At 68.6% G+C, this 23,934-nt stretch carries 28 protein-coding genes, 1 pseudogene and 1 CRISPR repeat array; of the genes and pseudogenes, 11 read left to right on the top strand and 18 right to left on the bottom strand.

Annotation, left to right across the window (positions count from 1 at the left end):
• Positions 1-312: 312 nt before the first annotated feature.
• The 9 genes from ACIBCM_RS33305 to ACIBCM_RS33265 form a co-directional block, all read right to left on the bottom strand.
• On the bottom strand, positions 313-1,476 hold the full coding sequence (locus ACIBCM_RS33305; RefSeq protein WP_399249861.1) for a tyrosine-type recombinase/integrase: 1,164 nt from the start codon (positions 1,474-1,476) through the stop codon (positions 313-315).
• The gene (locus tag ACIBCM_RS33300; RefSeq protein ID WP_399249859.1) at positions 1,476-1,691 is read right to left on the bottom strand and encodes an excisionase family DNA-binding protein; all 216 of its coding nucleotides are present in this window, start codon (positions 1,689-1,691) and stop codon (positions 1,476-1,478) included. Before ACIBCM_RS33300 ends, ACIBCM_RS33305 begins: the two co-directional genes overlap by 1 nt.
• Positions 1,688-2,968: a replication initiator gene (locus ACIBCM_RS33295; RefSeq protein WP_399249857.1), complete on the bottom strand. Its 1,281-nt coding sequence runs from the start codon at positions 2,966-2,968 to the stop codon at positions 1,688-1,690. Before ACIBCM_RS33295 ends, ACIBCM_RS33300 begins: the two co-directional genes overlap by 4 nt.
• Positions 2,969-3,137: 169 nt before the next feature.
• Positions 3,138-3,335, bottom strand: a complete 198-nt coding sequence (locus ACIBCM_RS33290; protein WP_399249855.1) for a hypothetical protein — start codon at positions 3,333-3,335, stop codon at positions 3,138-3,140.
• Between the two features lie 12 nt (positions 3,336-3,347).
• Positions 3,348-3,536: a mobile element transfer protein gene (locus tag ACIBCM_RS33285; RefSeq protein ID WP_399249853.1), complete on the bottom strand. Its 189-nt coding sequence runs from the start codon at positions 3,534-3,536 to the stop codon at positions 3,348-3,350.
• 11 nt (positions 3,537-3,547) lie between these two features.
• Complete coding sequence (locus ACIBCM_RS33280) at positions 3,548-4,111, bottom strand: DUF2637 domain-containing protein (protein WP_399249851.1); 564 nt, start codon at positions 4,109-4,111, stop codon at positions 3,548-3,550.
• Positions 4,112-4,184: 73 nt separating this feature from the next.
• Positions 4,185-5,540: an FtsK/SpoIIIE domain-containing protein gene (locus ACIBCM_RS33275; RefSeq protein ID WP_399249850.1), complete on the bottom strand. Its 1,356-nt coding sequence runs from the start codon at positions 5,538-5,540 to the stop codon at positions 4,185-4,187.
• Positions 5,541-5,897: a hypothetical protein gene (locus ACIBCM_RS33270; RefSeq protein WP_399249849.1), complete on the bottom strand. Its 357-nt coding sequence runs from the start codon at positions 5,895-5,897 to the stop codon at positions 5,541-5,543.
• 200 nt (positions 5,898-6,097) lie between these two features.
• Positions 6,098-6,886 carry a GntR family transcriptional regulator gene (locus ACIBCM_RS33265; RefSeq protein WP_399249847.1) on the bottom strand — a complete coding sequence of 263 codons (789 nt, stop codon included), beginning with the start codon at positions 6,884-6,886 and terminating at the stop codon, positions 6,098-6,100.
• 117 nt (positions 6,887-7,003) lie between these two features.
• Between ACIBCM_RS33265 and ACIBCM_RS33260 the strand changes: the two genes are divergently transcribed.
• The 4 genes from ACIBCM_RS33260 to ACIBCM_RS33245 are packed head-to-tail and all read left to right on the top strand — an operon-like array spanning position 7,004 to position 8,616.
• On the top strand, positions 7,004-7,411 hold the full coding sequence (locus tag ACIBCM_RS33260) for an NUDIX hydrolase (protein ID WP_399249869.1): 408 nt from the start codon (positions 7,004-7,006) through the stop codon (positions 7,409-7,411).
• 46 nt (positions 7,412-7,457) lie between these two features.
• Positions 7,458-7,883, top strand: coding sequence for an ATP-binding protein (locus ACIBCM_RS33255; protein ID WP_399249845.1), 426 nt, complete (start codon positions 7,458-7,460; stop codon positions 7,881-7,883).
• The gene (locus tag ACIBCM_RS33250) at positions 7,877-8,230 is read left to right on the top strand and encodes a hypothetical protein (protein ID WP_399249843.1); all 354 of its coding nucleotides are present in this window, start codon (positions 7,877-7,879) and stop codon (positions 8,228-8,230) included. Before ACIBCM_RS33255 ends, ACIBCM_RS33250 begins: the two co-directional genes overlap by 7 nt.
• A complete protein-coding gene (locus tag ACIBCM_RS33245; RefSeq protein WP_399249841.1) occupies positions 8,227-8,616 on the top strand; it encodes a hypothetical protein in 390 nt (129 codons plus the stop codon). Before ACIBCM_RS33250 ends, ACIBCM_RS33245 begins: the two co-directional genes overlap by 4 nt.
• Before the next feature lie 334 nt (positions 8,617-8,950).
• On the opposite strand, the gene ACIBCM_RS33240 is transcribed toward ACIBCM_RS33245, so the two are convergent.
• Together ACIBCM_RS33240 and ACIBCM_RS33235 are read right to left on the bottom strand one after the other, a co-directional pair.
• Positions 8,951-9,946 (bottom strand): hypothetical protein, encoded by a 996-nt coding sequence (locus ACIBCM_RS33240; protein ID WP_399249839.1) that lies wholly within the window; start codon positions 9,944-9,946, stop codon positions 8,951-8,953.
• Between the two features lie 314 nt (positions 9,947-10,260).
• Positions 10,261-10,506, bottom strand: a complete 246-nt coding sequence (locus ACIBCM_RS33235) for a hypothetical protein (RefSeq protein ID WP_399249837.1) — start codon at positions 10,504-10,506, stop codon at positions 10,261-10,263.
• A gap of 549 nt (positions 10,507-11,055) precedes the next feature.
• Between ACIBCM_RS33235 and lepB the strand changes: the two genes are divergently transcribed.
• Entirely contained in the window at positions 11,056-11,721 is a 666-nt protein-coding gene (gene lepB, locus ACIBCM_RS33230) for a signal peptidase I (RefSeq protein ID WP_399249835.1), read from the top strand.
• 771 nt (positions 11,722-12,492) lie between these two features.
• On the opposite strand, the gene ACIBCM_RS33225 is transcribed toward lepB, so the two are convergent.
• Positions 12,493-12,666 (bottom strand): hypothetical protein, encoded by a 174-nt coding sequence (locus ACIBCM_RS33225; RefSeq protein ID WP_399249833.1) that lies wholly within the window; start codon positions 12,664-12,666, stop codon positions 12,493-12,495.
• 295 nt (positions 12,667-12,961) lie between these two features.
• Here ACIBCM_RS33225 and ACIBCM_RS33220 point away from each other — a divergent pair, with 295 nt between their 5' ends.
• The 6 genes from ACIBCM_RS33220 to ACIBCM_RS33195 all read left to right on the top strand — a co-directional run bounded on the left by ACIBCM_RS33220 (position 12,962) and on the right by ACIBCM_RS33195 (position 17,256).
• Entirely contained in the window at positions 12,962-13,282 is a 321-nt protein-coding gene (locus tag ACIBCM_RS33220) for a hypothetical protein (protein ID WP_399249831.1), read from the top strand.
• 351 nt (positions 13,283-13,633) lie between these two features.
• The gene (locus ACIBCM_RS33215; protein ID WP_399249830.1) at positions 13,634-14,728 is read left to right on the top strand and encodes a DUF1152 domain-containing protein; all 1,095 of its coding nucleotides are present in this window, start codon (positions 13,634-13,636) and stop codon (positions 14,726-14,728) included.
• A 5-nt stretch (positions 14,729-14,733) separates the two neighbouring features.
• Entirely contained in the window at positions 14,734-15,054 is a 321-nt protein-coding gene (locus ACIBCM_RS33210; protein ID WP_399249828.1) for a hypothetical protein, read from the top strand.
• Positions 15,055-15,429: 375 nt separating this feature from the next.
• Positions 15,430-16,224 (top strand): hypothetical protein, encoded by a 795-nt coding sequence (locus ACIBCM_RS33205; RefSeq protein WP_399249826.1) that lies wholly within the window; start codon positions 15,430-15,432, stop codon positions 16,222-16,224.
• Between the two features lie 314 nt (positions 16,225-16,538).
• The gene (locus ACIBCM_RS33200) at positions 16,539-16,808 is read left to right on the top strand and encodes a type II toxin-antitoxin system Phd/YefM family antitoxin (RefSeq protein WP_399249824.1); all 270 of its coding nucleotides are present in this window, start codon (positions 16,539-16,541) and stop codon (positions 16,806-16,808) included.
• Complete coding sequence (locus ACIBCM_RS33195; protein ID WP_399249822.1) at positions 16,798-17,256, top strand: type II toxin-antitoxin system VapC family toxin; 459 nt, start codon at positions 16,798-16,800, stop codon at positions 17,254-17,256. Before ACIBCM_RS33200 ends, ACIBCM_RS33195 begins: the two co-directional genes overlap by 11 nt.
• A gap of 94 nt (positions 17,257-17,350) precedes the next feature.
• On the opposite strand, the gene ACIBCM_RS33190 is transcribed toward ACIBCM_RS33195, so the two are convergent.
• The 6 genes and pseudogenes from ACIBCM_RS33190 to cas1e all read right to left on the bottom strand — a co-directional run bounded on the left by ACIBCM_RS33190 (position 17,351) and on the right by cas1e (position 23,933).
• Positions 17,351-17,641 (bottom strand): helix-turn-helix domain-containing protein, encoded by a 291-nt coding sequence (locus ACIBCM_RS33190; protein WP_399249820.1) that lies wholly within the window; start codon positions 17,639-17,641, stop codon positions 17,351-17,353.
• A 97-nt stretch (positions 17,642-17,738) separates the two neighbouring features.
• The gene (locus tag ACIBCM_RS33185) at positions 17,739-18,884 is read right to left on the bottom strand and encodes a D-alanyl-D-alanine carboxypeptidase family protein (RefSeq protein WP_399249818.1); all 1,146 of its coding nucleotides are present in this window, start codon (positions 18,882-18,884) and stop codon (positions 17,739-17,741) included.
• Between the two features lie 118 nt (positions 18,885-19,002).
• Positions 19,003-20,253 carry a sensor histidine kinase gene (locus ACIBCM_RS33180; protein ID WP_399249816.1) on the bottom strand — a complete coding sequence of 417 codons (1,251 nt, stop codon included), beginning with the start codon at positions 20,251-20,253 and terminating at the stop codon, positions 19,003-19,005.
• 5 nt (positions 20,254-20,258) lie between these two features.
• Positions 20,259-21,103 (bottom strand): annotated as a pseudogene (locus ACIBCM_RS33175) (response regulator transcription factor).
• Positions 21,104-21,852: 749 nt separating this feature from the next.
• Positions 21,853-22,489: a CRISPR direct-repeat array (repeat unit 28 nt; unit sequence GTCGGCCCCGCGCATGCGGGGGTGGTCC).
• Positions 22,490-22,572: 83 nt separating this feature from the next.
• Positions 22,573-22,851: a type I-E CRISPR-associated endoribonuclease Cas2e gene (gene cas2e / locus ACIBCM_RS33170; RefSeq protein ID WP_399249814.1), complete on the bottom strand. Its 279-nt coding sequence runs from the start codon at positions 22,849-22,851 to the stop codon at positions 22,573-22,575.
• Positions 22,848-23,933 carry a type I-E CRISPR-associated endonuclease Cas1e gene (gene cas1e, locus ACIBCM_RS33165; protein ID WP_399249812.1) on the bottom strand — a complete coding sequence of 362 codons (1,086 nt, stop codon included), beginning with the start codon at positions 23,931-23,933 and terminating at the stop codon, positions 22,848-22,850. The genes cas2e and cas1e overlap by 4 nt, the downstream gene beginning before the upstream one ends.
• Position 23,934: the final 1 nt, after the last annotated feature.

Genomic DNA, 23,934 nt, shown 5'->3' with positions numbered 1-23,934 from the left:
GGGGGGGGGGGGGCGCGCCCCGCCCGGGGGGGGGGGGCGCCCGGGGGGGGGGGGGCGCGCCCCCCCCCCCCCCCCCCCCCCCCCCCCCCCCCCCCGCCGCACTGGTAAGAACGGTCCACAGCGGTCAACACGGGCGATGGAGTGCCTCAGCAAACCGCACGTCGCATGCACCGATCTAGCGCCTGACCTGCAGATACCCGAATCTAGATCATGGGATTCCCAAGCTCAGAGCGCGAGTTCGATTCTCGTCACCCGCTCCATACGGAAACCCCCAGGTCAGAGACCCGGGGGTTTGTTGTTGTCTAGACCACTTCAGGCGTCGCGTGCCCGTTCCGTGCCCGATGCCCGCTCAACGGGCACGCGACCGGCCGCTCTTGCCCGCGCGGCACTGACCATGTCATCGAGCCCGGCGGCAACCTCCCGCTGACGTTCGGTGTCGGAATGCTGGTAGATCAGCGCCGCCTTTTCGGACGACTGTCCGGCCCGGACCATCGTGTCCTTCAGCGTCGCGCCGGACCGGGTCGCGAGGGTGTGACCGGTGTGCCGGAGGTCGTAGAACCGGAAGTCGGCGGGGAGTCCGACGCGAGTCCTTGCCTTGCTCCACTTCCGCCCGAACGTGGACCTCCGGAACGGCTTCCCCCGCTCCCCCACGAACAGCAGCCCGTCCGCTGTCTTCTCCGCGTACCAGGCCAGATGCCGTTGAAGATCCACACGCAGAAAGGCCGGCAGAACCACCACACGCTTGCCCGCATCGGACTTGGTCGGTCCCTCAGCCCGCCGACCGGACGTCAGCTCAGGCGCGGCCATCCGCACCCGAACAGTCAGCTCCTCCAGGTCGACATCCCTGCGCCGCAGCCCGGCAAGCTCCTCCGGCCGCATCGGCCCGTACGCACCGAGAAACACCATCAGCCGCCAGCGCGGCCCCAGAGCATCAGCGAGCCCGTCCACCTGGTCCACGGTCGCGATCTGCCGCTCAGCCGCCGACTCCTTACCCGCACCACGAATCCGGCACGGATTCCGCCGGATCAGCTCATCATCGGCAGCCGTCTCCATGACAGCCTTGAGCAGCCGGTACGACTTGGCCACCGTCGTCTCACCAGTCGCCTTACGCCGCTCCGCACGCCAGGTACGAACGTGCGGGGGTGTGATCTGATCAAGGTCCACTTTCCCGAAGGTGGGCAAGATGTGGAGCCGGAGCAGTCGCCGGTACAGCTCCTCCGTCGTCGCCGACAGGCCCCGCTCATCGACCCATTGCACGGCGTACGTCCCGAAGTCGATGGCGCCCGCATCAGGGTCCAGCCATTCGCCCTTGCGGATGTCGGTCTGTTGCTCCGCGAGCCAGTCATCAGCGTCCCTGAGCGTCGCGAAGGTGTTCGGCGCGGGATGGTCGACGCCGTCCGGACCGAGGTAGCGCGCCTGATAGCGGCCGGAGGGCAACTTCCGGATGCGCCCGAACCGGCGCTTCTTCTTCCCCATCAGGCAGCCCTCCCGTACCGCTTCGACCGGCGACGGACGAGGGGCTGGACGGTGTTGCCCTGGATGTAGCCCGCCAGGGCGGATGCGGGGATGCGGACGTGCCGACCGACCTTGACGAAGGTGATCCGCCGTTCGGCGATCAGGCGACGGGGGAAGCGCTCGGTGGTGCCGAGCAGTTCGGCGACCTGGGCCACGCTGAGAAGTCGCTCGGTCATCGGGTGGGATCTCCTTCCGTGCCGGGGGCGGGTTCAAGGGATGCGGCGAGCCATTCCTCAGCGCCGGTCAGGCCGGTTCCGGCGAAGGCCCAGTGGGAGAGGACGAGCGTGGTGGGAGTCGGAGCGGCCGGGTCCTCGCCACGGGCGAGTGCTGCTCTGAGTCGCTGCCATTCGGTACGCGCCCGGCGGAGGGTGCCGAGGGTGGTGGAGTATCGGCGGGTTTTGGTGGAGAAGTGGCCGCGGAAGCCGAGCATGTGAGCCCAGGCCCGGAGGCGGAGGTGTTCCAGGGACTTACGGGCCCCGAGCGCCCAGCACGTGCGGATCATCCGGCGGGCATGGTCGGTCAGGTCGGTGGTGGCGAGTTCGGCCAGGAGCCGGATACGGCGGTCGAGGGTGCCGGTGGCGGTTTCGGCGCCCTTGGTCGCGTACTTGGCGATGTACGCGGCAACGGCCCGGTCGGACAATTCCGTACCGCCCTCGAAGTCGGCAGACCGGATCACGCGTACATCGAGCTGACGCCCGAAGGCGAAGACATACGACCGTCCGTCGATGACCGGGCCGGTGATCCGGGCGGCTTGTGCGGCGGTGCGGATCGCGTCGGTGAGGAGTTCGGCGGTGGCCCAGGCCGGGGGTGGGGTGTTGCCGCCGCCGGTTCCGTCGAGGCGTACGACGGCATGGAAGTGCACTGCCCCGCGCCGCTGGTACTCGGCGACCTTGGCGAAGGAGACGCGGGCATGGTGACGGAAGTCGCGCTGGGTGAGCCCCGCGCGCTTGGCGATCTCCCTACGGAGGTGGATGGAGAACCGCCGCCAGAGCATCCCCGCATGTGCGTTCCACAGGACAGCCGCTTCGTAGTCGTACGTGTCTGGGTCGAGCGGAGTGCCCAGGGCCGGGTCATCGGGTGCGTGGGCAGCTCCGCAGCGGCAGGCCGGACGCCCCGAGGGACGGTTGTGGACCGGGCCGAAGCCAGGCGCCGTGAAGGTGGCGAACACCCGAGGGTGGGTGCCCACCGCCTCAGGAGTGCCCTTGCCGCCCCGCAGCCCGGCCGAGATCAGCTGGTACGTATCCCGGCGGTAGACCTCCGCACAGGACGCGCACCGGGTCGTACGGCGGTTGTTGCAGCGGACGAGGAGCTGTCCGGCGGGCAGGTCCTTGGAGTCGAGCTGCCGGAGGACGGGGCCGATCTCGCCGGTTCCGGTGTCGAGGCGGTGTTCCGTGCGGTGGCCGGTCAGCCGGATCGGGCGGGTGCAGCCGCCGAGGGCGGAGAGCTGACGCATCAGGCCGGGCAGTTGGCCGTAGGTGGCGAGGCGGTTGAGTTCTGCGAGCGGGGGCGGGGTGTCGCGGGTGAAGATGGTTCTCTCCTCTGTCTGGCGTGTGCCGGGCGAAGGGGATGGGCCCGCCGGGGCGGCGGATGCTTGGCGGTATCAGGGCCGCCCCGGTGGGCCGTCAGCGGCGGTCGTCGCCGTTGACGATGTCGACGCCGGTACGGGTGCCGGAGTCGATCGCGGGCGCGAGGAAGGTCTCGTTCAGGTAGAAGCCGAAGAGTGCGACGACGGCGACGACCCAGAGGCGGACCCCGAGGAACTTGATCGCGGCCCAGGCGATGACGCCCAGGACCAGGACGAGCGGCAGGCTTACGGTCATGGCTGTCTCTCCTCAGCGGGCAGGGCAGCGGTGGGTACGGGCCGCGAGTTCGGCGGCAGCGCGGGAGTCGTAATCAGCGGAGAAACCGCAGCGCGGAGCCGTACAGGCAGCCGTGTGCTTCTCCCGGCCACGGCCGTCGTACAAGCTGCCGACGTGCACGGGCCCGATCCGGACCAGGTTCGTGAAGCGCTTGGGGCGCAAGGCCCCTCCTTTCAGGTGAGTTGTGCGGCGATCCGATCGGCGAGGACGGCAGGGATGCCGAGCCGGGTGCGCAGGGTGTCGGCGTCGATGGGGTGGCCGGTTCGGGCTTTGTGGGCGGTGGCCACCTTCCGGGCGTGTTCCATCAGCGCGGCCGGTGTGGGGGCGGACGGCGGACCGGGAAGCGGCTCCGGTACGGGTTCGTGTGTGTCCGGCGCCGGGTCATGAGCGAGCAGCGTCCCGCCGAGGAAGGCGATGGCAGGCCATCCGGCGACGAGGATGCGCAGCCAGTCGGGTACGTCGTCGAGGTCGAGGAGTCCGGCGGTGGCGACGTTGGCCCCGAGCGAGGCGACCAGTGCCGTGACGAACCAGCACCAGCCGGATACGGCAGCCTGCCCGGAGCGCAGCCGACGCCAGGACGCGACGAGCAGCAGGTCGACCGAGACCGGGTAGGCCCATGCCTTCCAGCCGTGTTGTCCGGCGGCTTCTGCCAGGTCGTGAAGGTGGGCGAAGGACAGGGCACCGGCGATGACGGCTTGGATCAGTACGGCGTCGATCCGGGCCAGGTGGCGGCGCAACGCGGGGGCTCCTTTCGGTTCCGGGCATGACGGGGTAGGGCGTCGGCGAGAGGGCCGGATTCGGGGGGTGGGTTCAGCCGGTGGCGGGGCGCGGCTTGATCAGAGGAACCAACGCGGGAGCGAGGTCGGGCACGACGGGCCGGAAGTGCTTCAGCGCGGGCAGGTCCGGTACAAAAGCTGCGGACTCACGGCAGACCGTGGAAGCGTCGGCGAGGGAGAGGTACGGCGTACGGATGCGGGACCAGCCGCCGGAGGTGTCCCCGGCGACGGCGAGGCCGGGTTGTTCGGGTGCGATGGAGCAGGCCACGGCGACGGCTTCCGGGGCGATGTCGCCGAGCGCCATCTTGGCCGAGGCTTCGTCGTTCACGCGGTGGCAGACGCGGCCGGTGAGCTGGGCCCGGAGCATCGTGGCCCCCTTGCCCAGCTCCGCGCCGAAGCGCTGGCCGCAGACCTCCAGATAGATCCCCGCCGCACGGCCGAGCTGAGCAAGGCGGATCAGGTGGGTGACCATCTCGTCCCGCCGTTCCTCGTCCCTCTTGGTCGCGGTGAGGAAGAGTTCGGCCACCTCGTCGACGACGAGCACGACCGGCACGGGCCGTATCTCATCCGGCAGCCCCCACACGTCCGACGTGATGCCCTCGCCGTCGCCCTGGTGGGCCTTGATCAGGTCGTACCGGTCCTCCATTTCCCTCACGAGCACGGGCAGCAGTTCGGCCGCTTCCGCCGGATCGGTCGCCAGCGCCGACAGCCGAGGAGCGAACGGCGCCAGCTCCACACCCCGCTTGCAGTCGATCCCCACCAGGGCAACCGGCTGCCGGGCGAGGCCAGCGACCAGGTTGCGGAGGTACATCGACTTGCCGGACAGCGTCGCGCCCAGGGTGAGTTGGTGCGGGATCGCCAGGTAGTCCCGTACAAATGCGGTCGCGTCCTCACGGAGGGCAACGGGCAGCCGCAGCGGCCGGGCGGGCGCGGGCTTGGGCATCCGTACCGTCCGCAGTACGTCGTAGCCGACGAGTCGCAGCTCGACGAAGCCCGGCCCGGCCAGGGCGACATGCACGCCGTGAACGCCCCACGCGTGCCGGAGCCGTTCGGTGGACGCGGCGACGTCGGCCGGTTCCTGGCCGGGAGCGAGGCGGATACGGAACCGGAGTCCCGTCCGCGTCGGCCGGACGAGGCCCCGGCGAGGCGGTACGGGCCGCACTTCCCGTCGCGTCGCCGCCCGTACGGCGAGGACCCGCAGCCGGGAGGGCTGGACCGTCAGGCCGCAGGAGTCCATCACCGAGCCGTACGAGACGATGACCCGCGCGAGTGCCAGCGGCAGCCCGAGGACCGGCCAGTACAGGGCCGGGTACCGGGTCCGTACCGTGGCCGCCCCGATGCCGAGGGCGACGAGTACGGCCAGGCAGACCGGTATCAGCGGCTCGGACATTCAGGCCCCCGCGCCGAGTACGGCAGGCATTGCCCCGGCGGTGACCGCAGCCGCACGGTAGGCGATGCCGTGCCGCGCCTGCCCGTTGAACACGGAGTCCCACGGCCGGGCGACCAGGCCGGGCAGCGAGACCGGCGAGCCCAGAGCCAGCCCATCGGTGATGCCGCTCTCCGGGATGGTGACGTGGACGAGCGCGGACTCGCCCTCGTCGATGTACACGACGCCGATCTTCATCAGCGACTCTCCGCTCTCGGCATCCTTGGCGATCTCACCGGTCTGCCGGTCGCGGATCTTCGGCTCGGGTGTCTCGGTCAGCAGGATCGTGGCGGTGGAGGTGTCGACTCGGATGGAACGCACGGGATCTCTCCTTGGGATGACCCCCACCAAGCATCTAGTCATCTAGACAAGATGCGGCGGGAGTTAAAGACATGCAGGAACGCCGTCCCCTGTGCCATACATCTTGACCACTCGTCTATACGAGTATGGGTGTTGGTGTGTACGAGTTCCGCGAAGGCCGCCTCCTGAAGGTGCGTCAGCATCCCGTGCCGTCCCGCGTGTCAGTTGGCGGGAAGGTGGTAGTTGAGGATGTACGCGTCGGACGCCATGACGGTGTCGCAGACCTCCACGGCCCGCCCCTTCGTGTCGAACGCGGTGCGGATCAGATGGAAGACGGGTACGCCCGAGGCCAGTTGCAGTGTCTTGACCTCCTGGGGCGAGGGCATCCGGGCCCGGATCTCCTCGTCGAAGTGGTCGAGGGTGTGGCCGAGTTCTTCCAGACGGGCGTAGATGCCGCCGGGTCCCGGGTTGGGCTGGGCGATCGGGGTGTCACGGGCGATGTCGAGCGGGAGGTACGAGGTGGCGAACTCGACCGGACGGCCGTCGAGCAGGTAGCGGCGGCGCCTCGCGAGTACGCGTCGGGGTGCGCCGAGCCGGGTGGAGATGTCCGTACTGGGCCGCTCCTCCTTCACTTGCAGGTTGTCGACTTCCGGACGGCTGCCCGCCTCGTCGGCCTCCACGATGAAGGCGGATTTCCCCTGCTCACGGTGGCGCCGGGCGAACCGGTTGGAGGCCAGCCGCCGGACCGGCGGACGCGGTCGTACGAAGACGCCCTTGCCGTGTTCGGAGGAGGCCAGGCCCTCGCTCTGGAGCAGGGCGAGAGCGTTGCGGACGGTCATCCGGGAGACGCCGAAGTGCTCGACCAGCTCGGATTCCGAGGGCAGCTTGGCACCCTCGGCGAAGCGCCCCTTGTCGATGGCTTCCCGCAGATGGTCGGCGATCTGCCGGAAGACGGCCCGATCGCTGGTCGGGTCCAGCGTGCCGAGCAGGCCGGACGGGAGAGCGGTCATGGTCACTCCTTTGGTTATCTAGACAAGAGGCTGAGTGCTGTTGCTACGGTGATGAGCCTAGTAAGCCGTATCTGATGAGGAACACCGAACGTGACCACTGTCGAGCGCCCCCATTCCGTGAGCGTCGCCGGGGTGATCGTGGACGACCACGGCCGCGCCCTGCTGATCGAGCGACGCGACAACGGCAAGTGGGAGCCGCCCGGCGGTGTCGTCGAGGCGGGGGAGACCCTTCCCGACGCCCTTCAGCGCGAAGTACTGGAGGAGACCGGTATCAAGATCGCCCTTCCGGCGACCCTTACCGGTGTCTACAAGAACATGACGGGCCTGATCGTCTCGCTCGTCTTCCGCTGCCACGCCATCGAAGGCCAGCCGACCACCGGCGACGAGACCAGGGCACTGCGCTGGGTCACGCGCGACGAGGTCGCCGCACTGGCCGACGAGGCGTACGCGATCCGGGTTCAGGACGCGCTTGACGCCGTGTCCCCGCCCGCCGTACGCGCCCACGACGGCGTGAAACTCGTCTAGCACACACCCACGGTTCATGGCCGCCCACCAGCGTAAAGGAACTTGTATGCACGAGTATATGAGTCAGGTCCGGGTCTGGGGCCTGACTTGCCCGGGATTCCGGGAAGAGGTCAGCCGGGCGCGCCGATGGGCCTGCGACATCCTCAGCGGACATCCGAGCGCGGACGACATCGCCCTGATCGTCAGCGAGCTGGGCACGAACGCACTCCGCTACACGGCCAGCGGCCGGGCGAACGGCCTCTTCCATGTGAGCCTGGCGCTCTCCGCGCACGTGGTCGCCGTGTCCGTCACGGACGGAGGCGACAGCGAGACCATCCCGGAGGCGACGGCGGCGGACGACCTGGCGCTCAACGGTCGGGGACTCGACATCATCACCGCACTCGCCCACGGCTTCGCCGTCCACGACACCGGCCAGGGCCACACCGTCACCGCGGAATTCCACACCGACCGCCCCGGAGGGCACCCGTGGTGACGACCAGCGCCTTACCCCTCGTACCGACTCCCGGACATGGCCACGGGCACGGCTACTGGTGCGAGGCCACCGCCATCACCGCCGTCCCGGGCCACGCCATCCCCCTCAGCACCCACCAGGCCCGCAGCCCCCGCCTCGCACTCCGCTGGCTCCGCGCCCGCGTCCAGGACGTCACCGAACAGCTCGACCCCCCGTACGCGGCGCCGGCCCACCACTGGCTCACCGACGAACCCGAACACGACCGCGCCCGGACCCTGCTCGCCCACGGCGGTACGTATACCCTCACGCTCCACGACGAGTCAGCCCGCTTCATACTCTCCGCCCGACCCACCGGGAACACACGATGACCGATCCCCTGCTCACTCCCGGCTACTGGTGCGAGTGCTGGACACACGATCTCGGGACGGGCGCCCCGCCCGCCCTCGTCGGCTCCATCGACGTCGAGACGGCGACCCAGGCCGTCCGCTGGATCAGAGTTGCCCTGCGAACTCTCGTCTCCGCCCTCGAACCCGAACCCTTCGAGCGGGCATGGGACTGGCTCTCCCTGGAGTACGCCACCACGGTTACGACCCTCACAGCAGGCAAGCCGTGCGCCCTCACCATCACCCACGCCCGAACGACCATCCAATGGACCGCCCGCCCAGTCCACTTCGCGAAGCTCGCCCACCGCCGGGGCGTCAACCTCCCAGCCTGCGCAGAGCAGTTCACCCAGCCCACACGGCCGACTGAGTAACAACTTTCCCTACGGTTTCAAGGCGCCTCGCTCCGCTCGCCGCTCGCGGCCCGGCGCTTGCCGCCGGGCCCGACGCTCCTGTCTACGCCCCGCTCCGGGCCCGGCACGCCGGGCCGCGTGGTGCAGCGGGTGCGGGCAGTTGGGTGGTAAACCCCGTTGTGGCCGGGGGCTTCGCGGCTTTAGGCAGCCGTCATGGGGCGAGCCTCGAAGACCGGGGGCCCACTTCGGGCTTTGCGGGCAGGTCCACGGACTGCCCGAGTCGCGCTGAGCTTACGGGCCCCCGGCCTCTCGCCCCATGACAGCTCCCGCCCAAAGCCGCGCCGCCGGCGTTCCCCTAAAGGGCGTTGAATTGGGCGCCCTTGCTGGTCATCTGACGATAACTGGGGGGATAATTAATCAAGGCTCTTCGAACTTTCCCTCGCGGAGATTCAAGGAGATTGAAATCAGGCAGCACTCTGAATCGATGGGGTGCCACGACCCCTTGAATTCTCATCACCCTTTCAAAGTCGACCACCTTCCCGTCGCCGTGCCGCAACGGGTTTTCAACTTTCTCGATCAACCCAAATTTGGCGAGAGTTAGATGCGCCTCATACGTGTCGCGTGAAATTTTATAGAGTTGACCCCGATCTCGATCTGTGCAGTAGATTCCGCGCGTTCGATGCACATCAGGAAATCTCCCTGCCAGATGCTTCAAGATTAAGTAGATTCGAATCTCGGCATCCGTGAGCAAGTACACCCAGCCATTAGTGAAGAAATGACTGGAGAGAGTCACTACCGTTGGCGGACCTTCGTAGGATTCAGGAACTACATAGTCGCGCTTCTCAGACCCATAGGCGTCGTACTCATGCAGGAGCATCAGAGGAAATGGACTGTCCGGGTCGCCGACATTCCTCAGGATCAAACCTTCGTCAGCGAGCCGCTTGATCGATGACTTAACCTGACGAACCCTATTTTGCCTTGCAGTCACAGGAGCCTTAGCCTGCATATTCTCTTTGGCTTCAGACACAATCAAATCAACCCAAGAAATCTCCGAACCCGAGATTGGAAGTGGGCACGGGCCCACCATGCCACTCCGCTTTCTGCTCTGGGCTTCAAAAAGAGCCAACAGATAAATCTGCAGATTGACGCCCCTCGGCGCAGAAATGCGAGAGATCGGGGGTTCCGAATACGGGTGGGCCGTAAAAAGAGTGGCCCGAATTTTGACCTGCATGGGCCAATTTCCGCCACGTGCATGCAACTGGTGCAGCACAGACGTCGCCCGCTCTACCCGTTCCGCCAGTGCATCCAGCGCCCGAACCCGATGAGCCCGCCGCTCAGCGTTTCTCGACATGACCCGCCCCCTATGACCTTTCAGCCCGCATGGCAGCTTAGCGCTGACCTGCAAATTTAGCTGAAGCCGTTAAAAACTATATACGGGCCAAAGGGTTCTGATCATCACCAGAACGGCATCGGACCTTTTGGCCCGCATGGAAACGAGCCGTCTACCTGCAGATTCGTTCAAGCCACCAGCCACTACATGCGGGCCAAAGGGTTCTGACTGGATGGACGTACACCACCCTCCGGTGCAGCACAGTAGCTGCAGGTCAAGGCATGCGGCCCCTCGGTGCAACGAGGGGCCGCGCTCACACCAACTCGGTCAACGCATCACACGAAGAAGAAGGTGCCTTCATGAATGTACGCCTCGGGGGGAAGTCTCCACAGGGTCGCACCCGCTCGTTTCCGGCATTGGTGGCAGGTCTGGTGCTGCTGGGACTCGTCATCCTGGGAGTCTGGGCCGTCCCCGACCTTGCGGTGCCACTGAGCACCGCAGCAGCAGTACTGGGCGGAGTGGCCGCTGCGCACTCCGCGTACCGAGGGGCCCACCGCAGGCCGGATGAGCAGAGTGGACATTCGACGCCCGCATCCGACCAGTCGAGCTAGAGGGGTGAGCGCGGAGGTTGCGGTACAGCAGACCTGGACAGCCACCCTCCGCTGCCGTCCCTCAGGGACCAGCAGCGGCAGGTACGACCGCTGCTGACCGATCCCCTATGCAGCTACGGACCACCAGGCCCGTCGTGCCCGATCCGTGCCCGAACGGAGGGTGAATCACGGCAAACAACGGATGCCGGGGGAGGTCCGAAGGCCCTCCCCCGGCATCCGTTTGCGCTGGTCAACGCCCTGTAGAGCCGAGAAGGAGTGCTGATTCCCAAGCTCAGAGCGCGAGTTCGATTCTCGTCACCCGCTCCACACAGAAACCCCCAGGTCAGGGACCCGGGGGTTTGTTGTTGTCCAGACCATTTCAGGCATCGCGCACCAGATCCGTGCCAAACCGTCCTGTGCCGGCCGCACAGCGCTGCACCTCAACCAGCCGGTCGAGTCCGGCGGCTGTGCGTTCCCGCCCCGAGACCGCTTAGCCTCTACCGGTCCGCCTGGCCTCGGCCGGTTCAAGGGAGGGTGTTCATGCAGCAGCGGGGAGTGGGCAGCGGGTTGAGAGTCGCGGCCTGGGTACTTGTGCCGCTCGGGCTGATCCTGGCGCTGGGGGGCATCGGGTACTTCCTCACGAATTACCAAGGGGCCACCGTCACGAGCGAGTCGATGAAGCCCACGTACCGCCCAGGCGAGCGGCTGGTCATCGAGCGCATCGACGCGGGCGGGATACGCAGGGGTGACGTCGTACTCGTCCATGTGCCCGATCGCTATCAAGGCAGACCGGTCCTGCAGCGGGTCATCGGGATGGGCGGCGATCATGTGGTGAGCGACGGAAGTCGGATCACGGTGAACGGGAAGCCGGTCGACGAACCGTATGTGATGCGCGGCGAAGCGAACCCGACAACCGGACCGTACGACGTGAGGGTGCCGGACGGGCGGTTGTTCCTGCTGGGTGACCACCGGGGGAATTCGTACGACTCGCGGTTCTTCCTCGACCAGCAGTCGGGCAGCGTCGCGGCCTCCGGGGTGCTCGGGCGAGTGCACAAGGGTTTCACTGTGCCGGCGGCATTGGTGGCGCTCGGGGGCCTCGGGATCGTGCTGACCCTGGTCGGGATCGGCCTGGGGATCGGAGGGTACGCGGCCGGGCGGCGCGCCCGGCAGTCGCTCGCGGCTGTGCCGCCGTGGCCCGTGGCCTGAACGATCCTGAGCATTCGTGTTGTGGCCGGCTTGAGCGCGGCGGCTCCGTCGGTCAGCGCGCGATCGGCTCCAGCGTCCACTACCGGGGCTACCGGAGCCATCCCACACTCACTGGCTCTTGGACTGCCGAGCCGGCGCATCGGTCCACCAGCGCAACCTGATCACCGGACTGCCGCACAGGGTGCGGCCCTGAGCTGGGATCCACCGCCGGCATCAACGGGCATAGCCAGCCGCAGTGTTCAGTGGACGCCGACGGTCTGAATGCCCAAAGTCGGCGTCCTCCGGAAGCGACGCAGACCCGGACTCCTCAAGCGGTGCTCGCCCCGGGCCCGATCCGTACCCGTCAATCCGGTGAGCCACGGTCAGCAGCCGGTGCCAGGGCGGGCCCCAGGACGTCTCTTGGCAGCCGATACCGCTGTTCAGGCGGTCAACGACCGTCAGAAGGGCGTTGCTTCCCAAGCTCAGTGCGCGAGTTCGATTCTCGTCACCCGCTCCATGAAGAAGGCCCAGGTCGCAGACCGGGGCCTTTCCTGTTGTCCATGTTGATGCTCCCGCGAAAACCTTCCCCGACGACGTGGTCGCCCGTCGCGATGATCGACCGCCCGGTCCACCACGCCGAGGTCCTCACCCTCATCGGCAACTCCTGCCGCACCCGCCCAACAACGCGAGTTGCTGGCCCAGGAGAACCGCGCCCACCACGACTGAACTACCAGCCCATGTCCCGGGCGACCTCGCTCTGAGCAGCAGCGGTGTCCTCGGCCGTCACCCCGGTCACATCGGAGTCCACGGCCCGCTCCAGCCGGGACAGCAGATCGGCCAGGGCCTGCTTCCGGGCCGGATGGTGACCGGCACCGCGTCGAGATCCGTCGTCATCAGCCAGTCGGACAACACGATGGCGTCCGCCCGCCACAGGCGCACCGCCACCGTCGGGAGATCGTCGTCCATGCGCCCACCATGCCGGGCCGCCCAAGCTGCACGACCGAACCGACCCGAGGGGGTCAGTTCTGCGGGAGCGTTGACAGCCCAGACCACTTGAGAAGTGGCGTGCCCTCCGCGTGTGCCGTGTCGTGGTACCCGCGTTGTCCTCGTCGACCGAGCCAGGCTTGCCCCCGCTTCGCGTGGTCTCGGCGGCGTCGGCCGGCTGGTACAACGGTGGACCGTACTGGCGGGGTAATGACGCTCAGGCTTACGGTCAGGCCCTCACCAAGAACCTCGACGACGCGAAGGGAGCTCTCCAGTGATGTCCGATCGGCCCGACATCGCCGGGACGACCGGTGATGAAGGCTGTCTGCGGTGGGTCATGGCGGTCCCCCTGGCACTCCTCCACGCGATCGCCGCATGGTTCGTGTACACGGCCCTCACCATCCGGCCCTCGGGAAGCTGGGACGACGAAGCACAGGCCGGGATCAACCTGTCCTGCGTCCTCGCCATCGCCACGAGCGGGTTCGCCCTGCTGATCACTCTTCTGCCGTCGATCCGTCGTGCGATGGGTCCCTGGTGGCTTGTTCCGCCGATCCTTCTGGGCGCGATCGCGGCCATCCGGTGGGTGGTCGGGGGGTGAGGACGGTCCTCGGCACCTCGGACCCCGACCGTGCCTTTCTCTACGAGCAACGGTGATTCCCCAGCTCAGAGCGTGACTTCGATTCTCGTCACCCGCTCCACCGGCAAAGGCCCTGGTCGGAGGCCGTGACCTGCATTGTTGTCCAGACCCGTCCCAGGTGTCCCGCACCAGATCGTCCGGTAGCCGGCCGTACGGCGCTGCCCCCAACGGCCGTGACCGGTTCGGAGACCTTCACCGTCCATCGCCCGCACCAAGGCATGCGTACGAACTTTGTGTTTGCCCCGCATACGCCCCCTCCCCGGGCCGGTGTCGTCGCAGTCGGGGCAACGCCGCCTCCCGTACTCTGTCCCGGTGACGCGGTTGATCGTGGCAGCGGGCGGCGGGGGCGACGCGGTCGCCGCCTCGATGCTCGACGCCGCCCTGTACGGCACCGGGGAACCGGCGGTCATCCTCACGTACGCGTGGGACCGCCTGCTGGTCGACCCGGTACCCGGGCCCCGGAGCCCGGACGACTTCACCGGACTCCGCCCCCTGACCCCTCACGTACCGGCGGTCACGGCCGACACCGAACCCGTCGCCCCAGCAGGCTCCACACTCCCCCGCCTGGCACGGGAGATCCCGCAGACGATCACCCTGATCGATCCCCGCTACGGAGCCCAGGGCATCGCGGTTCAACTCACCTCGCTGGTCGAGCACCTTGAGCCCGAGTCCATCGACCTCCTGGACGTCGGCGGCGACATCCTCGCCCACGGCGACGAACCCACCCTCCGCAGCCCGCTCGGCGACGCCCTCACCCTCGCCGCCTGCTGCCAACTCGACGCACCCGTACGGCTCCTGGTCGCAGGCCCCGGACTCGACGGCGAACTGCCGGCCGGAACCCTCCGCCCCTTGCTCGGCCGCAACATCCTCACCCTGGCACCCGAACACATCGACCCCGTCGACGGGGTTCTGGAATGGCATCCCTCCGAGGCAACGGCCATGCTCGCGGCCACGGCCCGAGGCATCCGGGGGCTGTGCGAGGTCCGTGACGCAGGACTTCCCGTCCCCCTCACCGACGAAGGCCCCACGGTCCACGAAGTCGACCTCGACGCCACCTTCACCCGCAACCGGCTCGCCCACGCCATCGCGGCAACAGCCACCCTCACTGAGGCCGAAGCCCTCAGCCGGGAGATCTGCGGCTTCTCGGAGATCGACTACGAACGCGACAAGGCGCTGCGGCTCAGCACCAGAGCACCTGCGCCGCTGGATTGGGACGCTGTCCTGAGCGAGGTGGCCGAGTTCGAACACCGCGCCCGCTCACGACACATCAGCCACACCACCTTCCGCCACCTCACCGAAGCCCTCAACCTCCCCGGTACCCAACGCGACGCCCTGAAGGACCTGCTTCTCAGGACCCACCCGGAGCAGTACGCGCCCCCGCTCTGGCACATCCCCGGCACAGAATGATGCCCATGAGCCGGATCAATCCCTACGAAACCGTGGCGCGCCTGTGGAAGGAACACATGCGCGCGGACTTCCCCGACAGGCTGCGCGGAGCAGAGTCGGCGGGGATCGACATGGTGATGCTGGACGCGGACACCGCCGGCTGCGTGTCGACATGGCAGAACAACGGAAACCGCCTCGACGAGAACCGCCGCAGGACACTGCGCAACTGCGCCGCAGAACTCGACAAGGTCCTGCCCATGCTCATCGACACACGCGAAGCCCAGTACTACGAGCGACTCCGCCGCATGGCCGTGATCGTGCTGGAGAACAGCCCGGACTCAACCTGAGCGACAACTGTCTCTACGCGTTCAAGGGCCCGCGCACGGCACGGGCCGACCCCAGCGGCCGAGCGAGTACGTGGCCGGGGCCCTCGCCTCCGCGACTTCAGGCAGCCGCCATGGGGCGCGCCTCCAGGGCCGGGGCCACATCGGGCTTTTACGGGGCAGGTCCAGGGACCGCCCGGTCGCGGAGAGCCTAGGGGCCCGATCTCTCGCCCCATGGCAGCTCCACCCCCACCAATCGCACACAGTTGTGCCGCAGTTGCGCGACATCGTGCGGGGAACCACGGATACCGGAGCAAAGGCCCCGGACCGATCACGGTCCGGGTCACCGGGCCACGACCTGCCCTCCCAACCCGTAGCACGCTCCGGCAGAATGCGAGGGTGTCACTCGACGCCGTCAATGCCGTGAACTGGTCCGCGATACCCAACCCGACGCAGCAGCAGTGGGACGACCCGGAGGGCGTCGCTCATGCCCTCCGGCTGCTGACGACGTCGACCACCGCCAACGAGACAGGCAGCGCGGCAGCCGCCCTCGCCAATGGCGGCTTCGTCAGGGGCCACGCCGGCATGGTGTTTCCGGCCGCCTACGCCGCCACCCCGGTCCTGTTGGATCTCATCGAGCACGGCCGGCGGCCGCGCATCAAGGAGGCAGCCCTCGGGCTCCTCGAAGATACGCTGGCCTACTTCCCGCTCACCGGCTACGAGCGGGTGGACACTTCCTACGGCACCGGCATCCCGCTCTGCTGCGCCATCGCCCGCCACATCCGCGGCCGACGCAGCGCTCTGCTCGCCCACCAGAAGCACGGCAAGCGACTCCGGGCAGAGGCAGAGCTTCACTGGTGGATGACCATCGAGGAAACAGAGCTCCACCCCGACGGCACACGGACCGCCCTCGCCACGCTCGAAGGCACCCCCTTCGGAACACCCGTCGAGGCCGAGCTGCACAGCCCACTGTCCGAGCGACCAACAACCGCCGTGTGGATCGACGCGCTGACCACCGACGCCTCGGGCGCCGCGTACATCCAACTCGGGCAGACGCCGTCCGAGCCCCTTCCGAGGTCCACCCTCTGCCCGGCTGAGTGCGTCCGCCGCGAGCAACGACCTCGTCGCCATGTCTCAACAGCCGGACCACAACCGCACCGGATCGAGAGGGGCAACAGCGGGGGATCACGGTGAACGCTGCCGGAACCGACGAGGTCATCCCTCGCCGTTCGTCCAGGTCAGCGATCGAACTGGCGGTAAATGCCCGCAGTTTCCCAAGCTCAGAGCGCAAGTTCGATTCCCGTCACCCGCTTCATGAACAAAGGCCCTGGTCAGAGGGCCAGAGGAGGTCAAGGACAGTTCTCGTCGCCTGCCGAGGGCCACCCCGGTCACGGGACCAGATCGTCGCCCGGGGCGCCCGTGCAGTCCGGATTCGCCTTGTCCTGTCTGCCGCGCGTGAGCCGTGCCACGGTGTAGCACCTGATAGCACATAGGGCTATCGTGTAGCCATGGCAGCCCAGCATGAGATCACTCAGCGCGATCTGCGTCATCGGTCGAAAGAGATCATGGACGCTGTTCAGGGAGGGCAGTCCTTCACCGTCACCCGGGACGGCCACCAGATCGGTGAACTCATCCCCCTCCGGCGGCGTCGGCGGTTTGTCCCTCGCGGCGAGTTCGCGGCGATGTCCCGCACCGCGTCCGATATCTCCCTCGATGCCTTCCGAGCTGATCAGCGTGCCACCGCCGAGCAGGAGCCGGACGATCCCTATGCCCGCTGAACATCAGCAGGGCCTGCTCGACACCAACATCATCATCCTGCGCAGGTGGGTAGACCCGGAAGAGCTGCCCGCGGAGGTGGCGATCAGCGCCATCACTCTCGCGGAGCTCTCTGCCGGACCCCACGAAGTGCGGCGGAACGAGGAACAGGACGACTACGACGAGTACGCCGAACGCGCAGCTCGACTGGACATCCTTCAGCGCGCCGAGAATGAATTCGACCCCCTTCCGTTCGACGCTGAGGCAGCCCGTATCTACGGCAGGGTGTGCGCAGCCGTGATCGGGGCGGGCCGCAAGCCCCGGCGCCGAGTGGCCGACTTGATGATCGCGGCGATCGCGATCGCCGCGGACCTGCCCCTTTTCACAACGAACCCCGACGACTTCAAGGGGCTGGAGAGCCTTCTCACCATCGTCCCCGTCACTCGGCCGACTGTGCTCCACGACCGGTGAATGACATGGATGCCGGCGTCACGGCCGAAGGAAGACCGGACATCCCTCGCACCAGAAAGAGCCCGTAGTGGTCGGCCGTGCCACTACATGCCGCTCACAGCGGTGAGCAGTGCTCAAGACGAACCACTCGGTGACCGCTGCCGGGCAGGTTCGTCGAGGGAATGTCGCCGGCGTCGAGCAAGCGGCCGACGAACGGCCGAGACAAGCGGAGAAGCTCAGCGACCTCAGTGGGCGACAACCGCACCTCGGATGCCTGGACTGTTACGGCATGCCCGCGGGCCGGCTCGCGGGCCGAGGCCAGAAGCACGCGGACCAACTCTCCTGGTAGAGCCAGTTCCCGATCGTCCGGAGTGCGCACCAACAGCCCGTCCGACTCCGGCGTCATCCAACCGCTCAGAAGCCGCTCCCGAGGTCCTGCGGCACAAGCCGGCAGTAGGCCCCCATCGCGTAGCAACCCTGCTCTGCCCTTGCGGGGCCGTGTCTCACCCCGTGGAGGGGTGCGGCGGCTTCCGGGGGCGGGGGGCCTGGGCGACGGCGGGTGGGAGAACGTCGCGGACCGCGCTGATCAGGGTGCGGCTGGCCTCATGGGCGGCGGCGCTGCCCGTGGCGGGGTTGGTGTCGGCGCGCTGGTGCAGGACGACACCGAGGATCAGCCGGGGGGTGCCCGCGATCTCCTGAGTGGTGGCCCACAGCAGGTTGCCGCCCGCAGGGGTCGAGGAGCCGGTCTTCAGGCCGATGACCCCGTCCCGGCCGAGGAGCTTGTTGGTGTTGCGGGTCGGTACGCCGACACCCGGGGCCGTGATGGTGGGGGTGGCCACGATCTGGCGGAAGGCAGGGTCCTTCATGGCGGCGCGAGCCAGCTTCAGCTGGTCGGCCGCGGTGCTCTTCGTACTGGTTTCGATGCCGCTCGCCCCGGTGTAGGTGGTGTGGGTCATGCCGAGTCCGGCCGCGGTCCTGTTCATCTTCTCGACGAACGCCTCCTGGCTGCCCGCGTCCCAGCGGGCCAGCAGACGGGCCACGTTGTTGGCGGAGGCCACCATCATGAATTCCATCAGCTGGCGCTGGGTGTACTCGCGCCCGGCCAGCACCGGAAAGGTCGACTCGGCCGACGAGTACGACTCGTCTGCGGCCTGCTGGTCGGCGACCAGCCTCGCGCCGGGCGCACCGGCCCGCATCGGGTGGTTCCTCAGGATCACGTAGGCGGTCATGACCTTGGTGACGCTGGCGATCGGAACCGGGGACTGCTTGCCCGTGGTGCCGAGGCTGCCGATCCCCTCGACCTCCACGCTCGACTGGCCCTCGCTGGGCCAGGGCAGGTTCATCCGCTCCGCCACGGGGGCCACGGGAGCCACCGTGGCGGTGCCCGGGTCGGGCGGGCCGTCGCCCCCGTAGGCGTACCAGGCACCCGTGCCGGTCGCGAGCAAGGTGGCGGCGGACAGGGGGACGAGGACGGAGTGACGGAAGGTACGGCGAAGGCCGGAGCGGAACGTGCGGTTGAGCCCGGAACGGAAGGCAGGGCGGAAGCCGGAACGGAAGGGGTGGCGGGAGGCCGGACCGGAGTCGGAGTGAGCGGCCGGGCCCGGGTCAGGGCGGGAGGGCGGGCGGCCGGGGCGGCGGTCGGCGAACATGAGGGCACCTCCAGGAAGACGGATGCGGTTCCCGTACCTGGATCACCTTCGACGAGTCGTTCTTCCGGACCGGTGCGACGCTGTTTCCGCCGCCGCGTGACTGCGTTTCGGTTCCGTTTCAGACGCTTCGGGCAGCGCCGGGGGTCAGTTCGAGGGTGGCGACTGCGCCCCCGTCCGGGGCGTTCGCGAACGTCAAGCGGGCCCCGAGGACCCCCGCCTGCCCCTGCGCGACGGTCAGCCCCAGCCCGTGCCCGCGCCCCCGCTCGCTCGCGCCGGTACGGAAGCGCTGCGGGCCCCGGTCGAGCAGCGCGGCCGGGAAACCGGGCCCGTAATCCCGTACGACGATCCGCGTACCGGTGACGGTGACCTCGACGGGAGCGGCGCCGTGCCGGTGGGCGTTGGTGATGAGATTGACCACGATCCGCTCCACCCGGCGCGGGTCGGTCTCCACCCCCGGGGCGTCCCCGGCGGTGACCCGGGTGTCCGTCCCCGTACGCCGCACCACATCGGCGACCAGCTCACCGAGCGGCACCATGTCGAGGCGTGCCCGCTCGGCACCCGCGTCGAGGCGGGAGATCTCCAGCAGGTCCTCCACCAGCGCGTTCAGTGCCCGCACCCGATCCCGTACCAGCTCGGCCGGCTCGTCGCCCTCCGGAAGCAGTCCTGCCGCGGTGACCAGACCCATCAGCGGGGTACGCAGTTCGTGCGCGACATCGGCGGTGAAGCGCTGCTCGCTCTCCAGCTTGCGCTGAAGGGCCCCGGCCATCTCGTCGACGGCCGCCGACATCTCGGTGATCTCGTCGCGGGCCCGTCCGGTACGGCCGATGCGGGCGTCGAGGTCGCCGTCGGCGATCACGCGGGCGGTACGGGCCCCGCGACGCAGACGCCGGTTGATCGGCTCCGTGGCCAGGGCGGTGAGCGGGACGACGACGGCGAGGGCCGCGAGTACGGACGTGACGATGCTGCGGTCCAGAAGCTGAAGGCTGCGTACCTCGACGACCATGTCGGTCCGTACGACCAGTGCGCGGTCGCCGACGGCCACCGCGCCCCACATCCAGTGCCAGTTCGGGCCCTTGGCGTCGTACCAGATGCCGTACCGTCCGCCCCTCCTCGCCTCGTCGGCCAGGTCCCGCGCCAGCGGCCCGGGCAGTTCGTCCAGCGATCTGACCTCAAGGGCCTTCCCCGTACGGCTGTACTCCTTCTCGGCCGCCGACAGGAGGGTGACGACCCGGTCGCGCCCCACATCCATCCCCCGGTCCCGGGTCTCCGTGTGGACGAGGACGCCGATCACGGCCGCGACCGCGCAGCAGGCGGCGGCGGTCAGCGCGGCGATCTTCCAGCGCAGGGCGTGGGGGTCGAGGAATCCCACGGCGGTCAGTCGCGGACGAGTTTGTAGCCGAAGCCGCGGACGGTCTCGATACGGGTGGTGCCGATCTTCTTGCGCAGCCGGAGTACGCACAGGTCCACGACGCGGGTGTCGCCCTCCCAGCCGTAGTCCCAGACGTCCCGCAGCAGACGGCGGCGGTCGAGGACCACTCCGGGGGCGGCGGCGAACTCCAGGAGCAGGCGCAGTTCGGTGGGTGTCAGCGGGACGGTCCGCCCGGCCCGGCGCACCTCGATGCCGAGGGTGTCCACGGTCAGGTCCCCGAAGACCAGCAGTCCGTCGGAGGAGGGTCGGTCGGTGGTCCGGCCGGTTCCGACGGTCCTGACGGTGCCGGTGGTGCCGGTGGTGCTGGTGGTGCCGGTGGTGGGAACGACGGGCTGCGCCGGTCCGGTAGCGGGCGGTTGGGTCGGCTGGGGCGGCTGGAAGGTGGCGCGGCGCAGCAGAGTACGGATCCGGGCGACCAGGACTGCCGTGTCGACCGGCTTGATCACATAGTCGTCGGCGCCGCCTCCAGACCCGCGACCACGTTGAGGGCGTCGCCGCGCGCGGACATCATCAGGATCGGGACCAGGCTCTCCTCGCGGATCCGGTGGCACAGGCCGATCCCGTCGAGCTCGGGCAGCATCACGTCGAGGATCAGCAGGTCGTGTCCGCCCGCACGGAATGCCTCCAGGCCGCTGAGCCCGTCGCCGGCCACCGCGACCTGGTAGCCGTAACGTTCCAGGGCCAGTTGGACGGCCCGGCGGATGGGGGCGTCGTCCTCGACGACCAGCACGCTGACAGGGTCCGGGACCCGGGCTTCCGACACGTTTCCTACCTGGTCATATAGGGGCATTCGTTGCTCGCATCGTAATCAGACGGGCGGGCGGCGGTGCGGCGGGTGCCGCACGAGGTGGCGAGTGCTCGTGCAGGGTGGCCGGCTCCGCGTCTGTGGGGCTCGGAAGCCTTCGGAGGGCTCGGCACAGCACAGGTCTCCCCACATCCCGTACACCGGGACCGGGTACGTACGTCCACAGCCTCCGGCAGCTGCGCTTCCAGCCGGTCATGGGGGTGTTTCCGCTGCCGCGCAGCTCTGTTTCAGGTGGGTGTCGGCGTGCGGGCACGTACGGGCATGTGTACGTACGGGCACGCGCCAGTACGGGTGGACCGAGCGCGGCCCACACGAGCGGGGGTGGACCGCCCGCCACATACCGATACACGGCGGAGCCCAGCCGTCTCCGGAGTCCCTATGGGATGCCCGAGCCCGCCCTCCCGGGGCAGACCCCGCCGTCGTACCCGGAGGCCGGGGTCCGGGCCCCTTGAGCGAAATCGATCGCGTGCGGTCCGACCAGGCCCGCACGGCCTGTGCCCGGATCAAGGCGTCGCTGAAGCGGCACACCCTCCGTAACGAGATCGGCCAGGACTGCGCCGGCACAACTGCGTTCGCATACGGTAGTTCAGCCACACGCCTCCACGGAGGTCATACAGACCATGCCCCTTGAGGTCCTCACCCACCGCCTTACGAGGTGGGCCAGCAGCCTTGGCCCTCGAAATCAACTGAACAAACCAGCGCCTGACCGCTGACAAAACCGCAGGTCAACAAGTGTCGGCCCCGCGCATGCGGGGGTGGTCCCTGATCCAGTCCACCAGCGGTCAGGGGCGCCGGGTCGGCCCCGCGCATGCGGGGGTGGTCCCTTCGACGCGCAGTACACCCCGGCCGCGCAGAAGTCGGCCCCGCGCATGCGGGGGTGGTCCGGGGTTCACCCTGCTGCCGCCGAAGTACAGCAGGTCGGCCCCGCGCATGCGGGGGTGGTCCGCGGCGTACGACGAGGAAGGGGGGTGCCGGTAAGTCGGCCCCGCGCATGCGGGGGTGGTCCCCGGCCGGACAGCGTGCGCAGGCGGCCTTCGGTGTCGGCCCCGCGCATGCGGGGGTGGTCCGTAGCAGGAGGCGCCCGTGGCCGGTAACCCCCGGTCGGCCCCGCGCATGCGGGGGTGGTCCGTCGGCGAGGGTCAGGTCGTCGACCCCGGCCGGGTCGGCCCCGCGCATGCGGGGGTGGTCCGAAGTTCGACATGCTCAGTGGATGAGGCAGGCGGTCGGCCCCGCGCATGCGGGGGTGGTCCGCGCTCGCCGTCGCGGCGGCCTCCGGGTACGGCGTCGGCCCCGCGCATGCGGGGTGGTCCCCCGGTCGGCCCGTACAACGCATCGTTCGTGCAGTCGGCCCCGCGCATGCGACGGCGCCCCTCGGCCGGATCGAGCCGAGGAGCGGCACCCGCATGGGAATTACATGGCTCAGCCATGCGAGCAGGGTCCGGCCGGAGTGATGGTCAGCGGCGGTTGCGGGCCGAGAGGATCAGGCCCTCAAGGTCGACGGGGCGCCAGCGGTCGCGGCCCGCGGTGCGAACGGCCCAGCCCTGCTCGTTGGATGCGGGTTCGACAAGGACGGCTTGGCCGTCGCCGATGCGGGTGGCGAGGAGTTCCCAGAGCCGGTCGCGGATACGGCGGCTGGGGTTGCCGACGAAGACACCGGCGTTCACCTCGACCATCCACCGGGTGAGATGGCCGCGAAGGCCGTCGGGTGCGGCGATCAGGACGATGACGGTCATCCGGGCGGCTCCGGCGGTTGCTCCGGCTCTTGTGGAGGTGTGGATTCCTTGAATTCGGGCCCGATGACGGCGATATGACGTTCCCCCATATCGGCAGGGGTGAGGGAAGCGGTGGCCCCAGAGGGCTCCTGGTCATCGCTGTCTCCCGGTGCAGGCGCATCGGCAGCCCAGTTGACGCCAGCGGAGACCGAACCGAGGCGCTCGTCCCAGAGTTCGCTGGTCTCCGGGGTGTCGAAATCCGCGCCGGGTGGGTTCAGGAGACTCTTGACGTCGGTCACGATACGACTGAGCAGCTTCGTCTCGGCCATCTGATCGCGAAGGCCGATACGAGCGTCCCGTTCGTCGGTGAGTCCTCGGGCGGTGAGGTCGAAGGCGAGGGGAATCGTGTACTCGGCCTTGTAGAGGTCGGCGATGTCCAGAACGAACGAGATCGCTGAGCCTGTATGGACAAAGCCGAGTCCCGGGCTGGCACCGAGTCCGACGATGACGGCGTGGCAGATGCCGTAGAGGGCGGCGTTGGCCGCGGAGAGCAGGCGATTGAGGTCGTCACCCGCCGCGAACGCGTCTCCGGCTTTGTAGACGCGGCCGTCCCAGCGGACGCCGGTACGGCGGGAGTGTTGCTGGTAGAGCTTGCGGATACGAGCACCTTCGCGGCCGCGAAGCTGCTGCATGGTGGCACGGGAGACGTCCTCGCCGGGGAATCGCATGCCGTACATGGCACGGGCGACTCCGAGTCGCTCCTTGGGACGGGTGACCAGCCACGCCTGCCGGTGGAGCAGGCCGGCACCGCGGCTGGGGCCGAGGCCCGACGCGTACATCCGTACACCTTGTTCACCGACCCAGCAGACCGCGGTGCCGGAGTCGGCGAGCAGGCGCATGGCGCCGTGGGTGACGCGTGTACCCGGGCCCAGCAGCATGACGGCGATCATGGCGGCCGGGATACGGACCGTTTCACGCTTGTTGATGACGACGACGGCGTTCTCGTCGCGGTCGAGGTGGCTTCGCTCCACGTAGACACTGGACACGCGGTCGCCGATGCGATGGAGGTCGTGCGGTTCGGCTTTCCACCAGATGTCGGCCATG

This window comes from Streptomyces sp. NPDC051018, assembly GCF_044456085.1.
GTDB lineage: Bacteria > Actinomycetota > Actinomycetes > Streptomycetales > Streptomycetaceae > Streptomyces.
This window is presented reverse-complemented; position numbering and strand designations above follow the sequence as displayed.

Bases quoted from the DNA above. Each gene is read 5' to 3' on its own strand.
- ACIBCM_RS33305 (WP_399249861.1), bottom strand. From the start codon at position 1,476: ATGGGGAAGAAGAAGCGCCGGTTCGGGCGCATCCGGAAGTTGCCCTCC.
- ACIBCM_RS33300 (WP_399249859.1), bottom strand. From the start codon at position 1,691: ATGACCGAGCGACTTCTCAGCGTGGCCCAGGTCGCCGAACTGCTCGGC.
- ACIBCM_RS33295 (WP_399249857.1), bottom strand. From the start codon at position 2,968: ATGCGTCAGCTCTCCGCCCTCGGCGGCTGCACCCGCCCGATCCGGCTG.
- ACIBCM_RS33290 (WP_399249855.1), bottom strand. From the start codon at position 3,335: ATGACCGTAAGCCTGCCGCTCGTCCTGGTCCTGGGCGTCATCGCCTGG.
- ACIBCM_RS33275 (WP_399249850.1), bottom strand. From the start codon at position 5,540: ATGTCCGAGCCGCTGATACCGGTCTGCCTGGCCGTACTCGTCGCCCTC.
- ACIBCM_RS33265 (WP_399249847.1), bottom strand. From the start codon at position 6,886: ATGACCGCTCTCCCGTCCGGCCTGCTCGGCACGCTGGACCCGACCAGC.
- ACIBCM_RS33255 (WP_399249845.1), top strand. From the start codon at position 7,458: ATGCACGAGTATATGAGTCAGGTCCGGGTCTGGGGCCTGACTTGCCCG.
- ACIBCM_RS33245 (WP_399249841.1), top strand. From the start codon at position 8,227: ATGACCGATCCCCTGCTCACTCCCGGCTACTGGTGCGAGTGCTGGACA.
- ACIBCM_RS33240 (WP_399249839.1), bottom strand. From the start codon at position 9,946: ATGTCGAGAAACGCTGAGCGGCGGGCTCATCGGGTTCGGGCGCTGGAT.
- ACIBCM_RS33235 (WP_399249837.1), bottom strand. From the start codon at position 10,506: ATGTCCACTCTGCTCATCCGGCCTGCGGTGGGCCCCTCGGTACGCGGA.
- lepB (WP_399249835.1), top strand. From the start codon at position 11,056: ATGCAGCAGCGGGGAGTGGGCAGCGGGTTGAGAGTCGCGGCCTGGGTA.
- ACIBCM_RS33225 (WP_399249833.1), bottom strand. From the start codon at position 12,666: ATGGACGACGATCTCCCGACGGTGGCGGTGCGCCTGTGGCGGGCGGAC.
- ACIBCM_RS33220 (WP_399249831.1), top strand. From the start codon at position 12,962: ATGTCCGATCGGCCCGACATCGCCGGGACGACCGGTGATGAAGGCTGT.
- ACIBCM_RS33210 (WP_399249828.1), top strand. From the start codon at position 14,734: ATGAGCCGGATCAATCCCTACGAAACCGTGGCGCGCCTGTGGAAGGAA.
- ACIBCM_RS33200 (WP_399249824.1), top strand. From the start codon at position 16,539: ATGGCAGCCCAGCATGAGATCACTCAGCGCGATCTGCGTCATCGGTCG.
- ACIBCM_RS33195 (WP_399249822.1), top strand. From the start codon at position 16,798: ATGCCCGCTGAACATCAGCAGGGCCTGCTCGACACCAACATCATCATC.
- ACIBCM_RS33190 (WP_399249820.1), bottom strand. From the start codon at position 17,641: ATGACGCCGGAGTCGGACGGGCTGTTGGTGCGCACTCCGGACGATCGG.
- ACIBCM_RS33185 (WP_399249818.1), bottom strand. From the start codon at position 18,884: ATGTTCGCCGACCGCCGCCCCGGCCGCCCGCCCTCCCGCCCTGACCCG.
- cas2e (WP_399249814.1), bottom strand. From the start codon at position 22,851: ATGACCGTCATCGTCCTGATCGCCGCACCCGACGGCCTTCGCGGCCAT.
- cas1e (WP_399249812.1), bottom strand. From the start codon at position 23,933: ATGGCCGACATCTGGTGGAAAGCCGAACCGCACGACCTCCATCGCATC.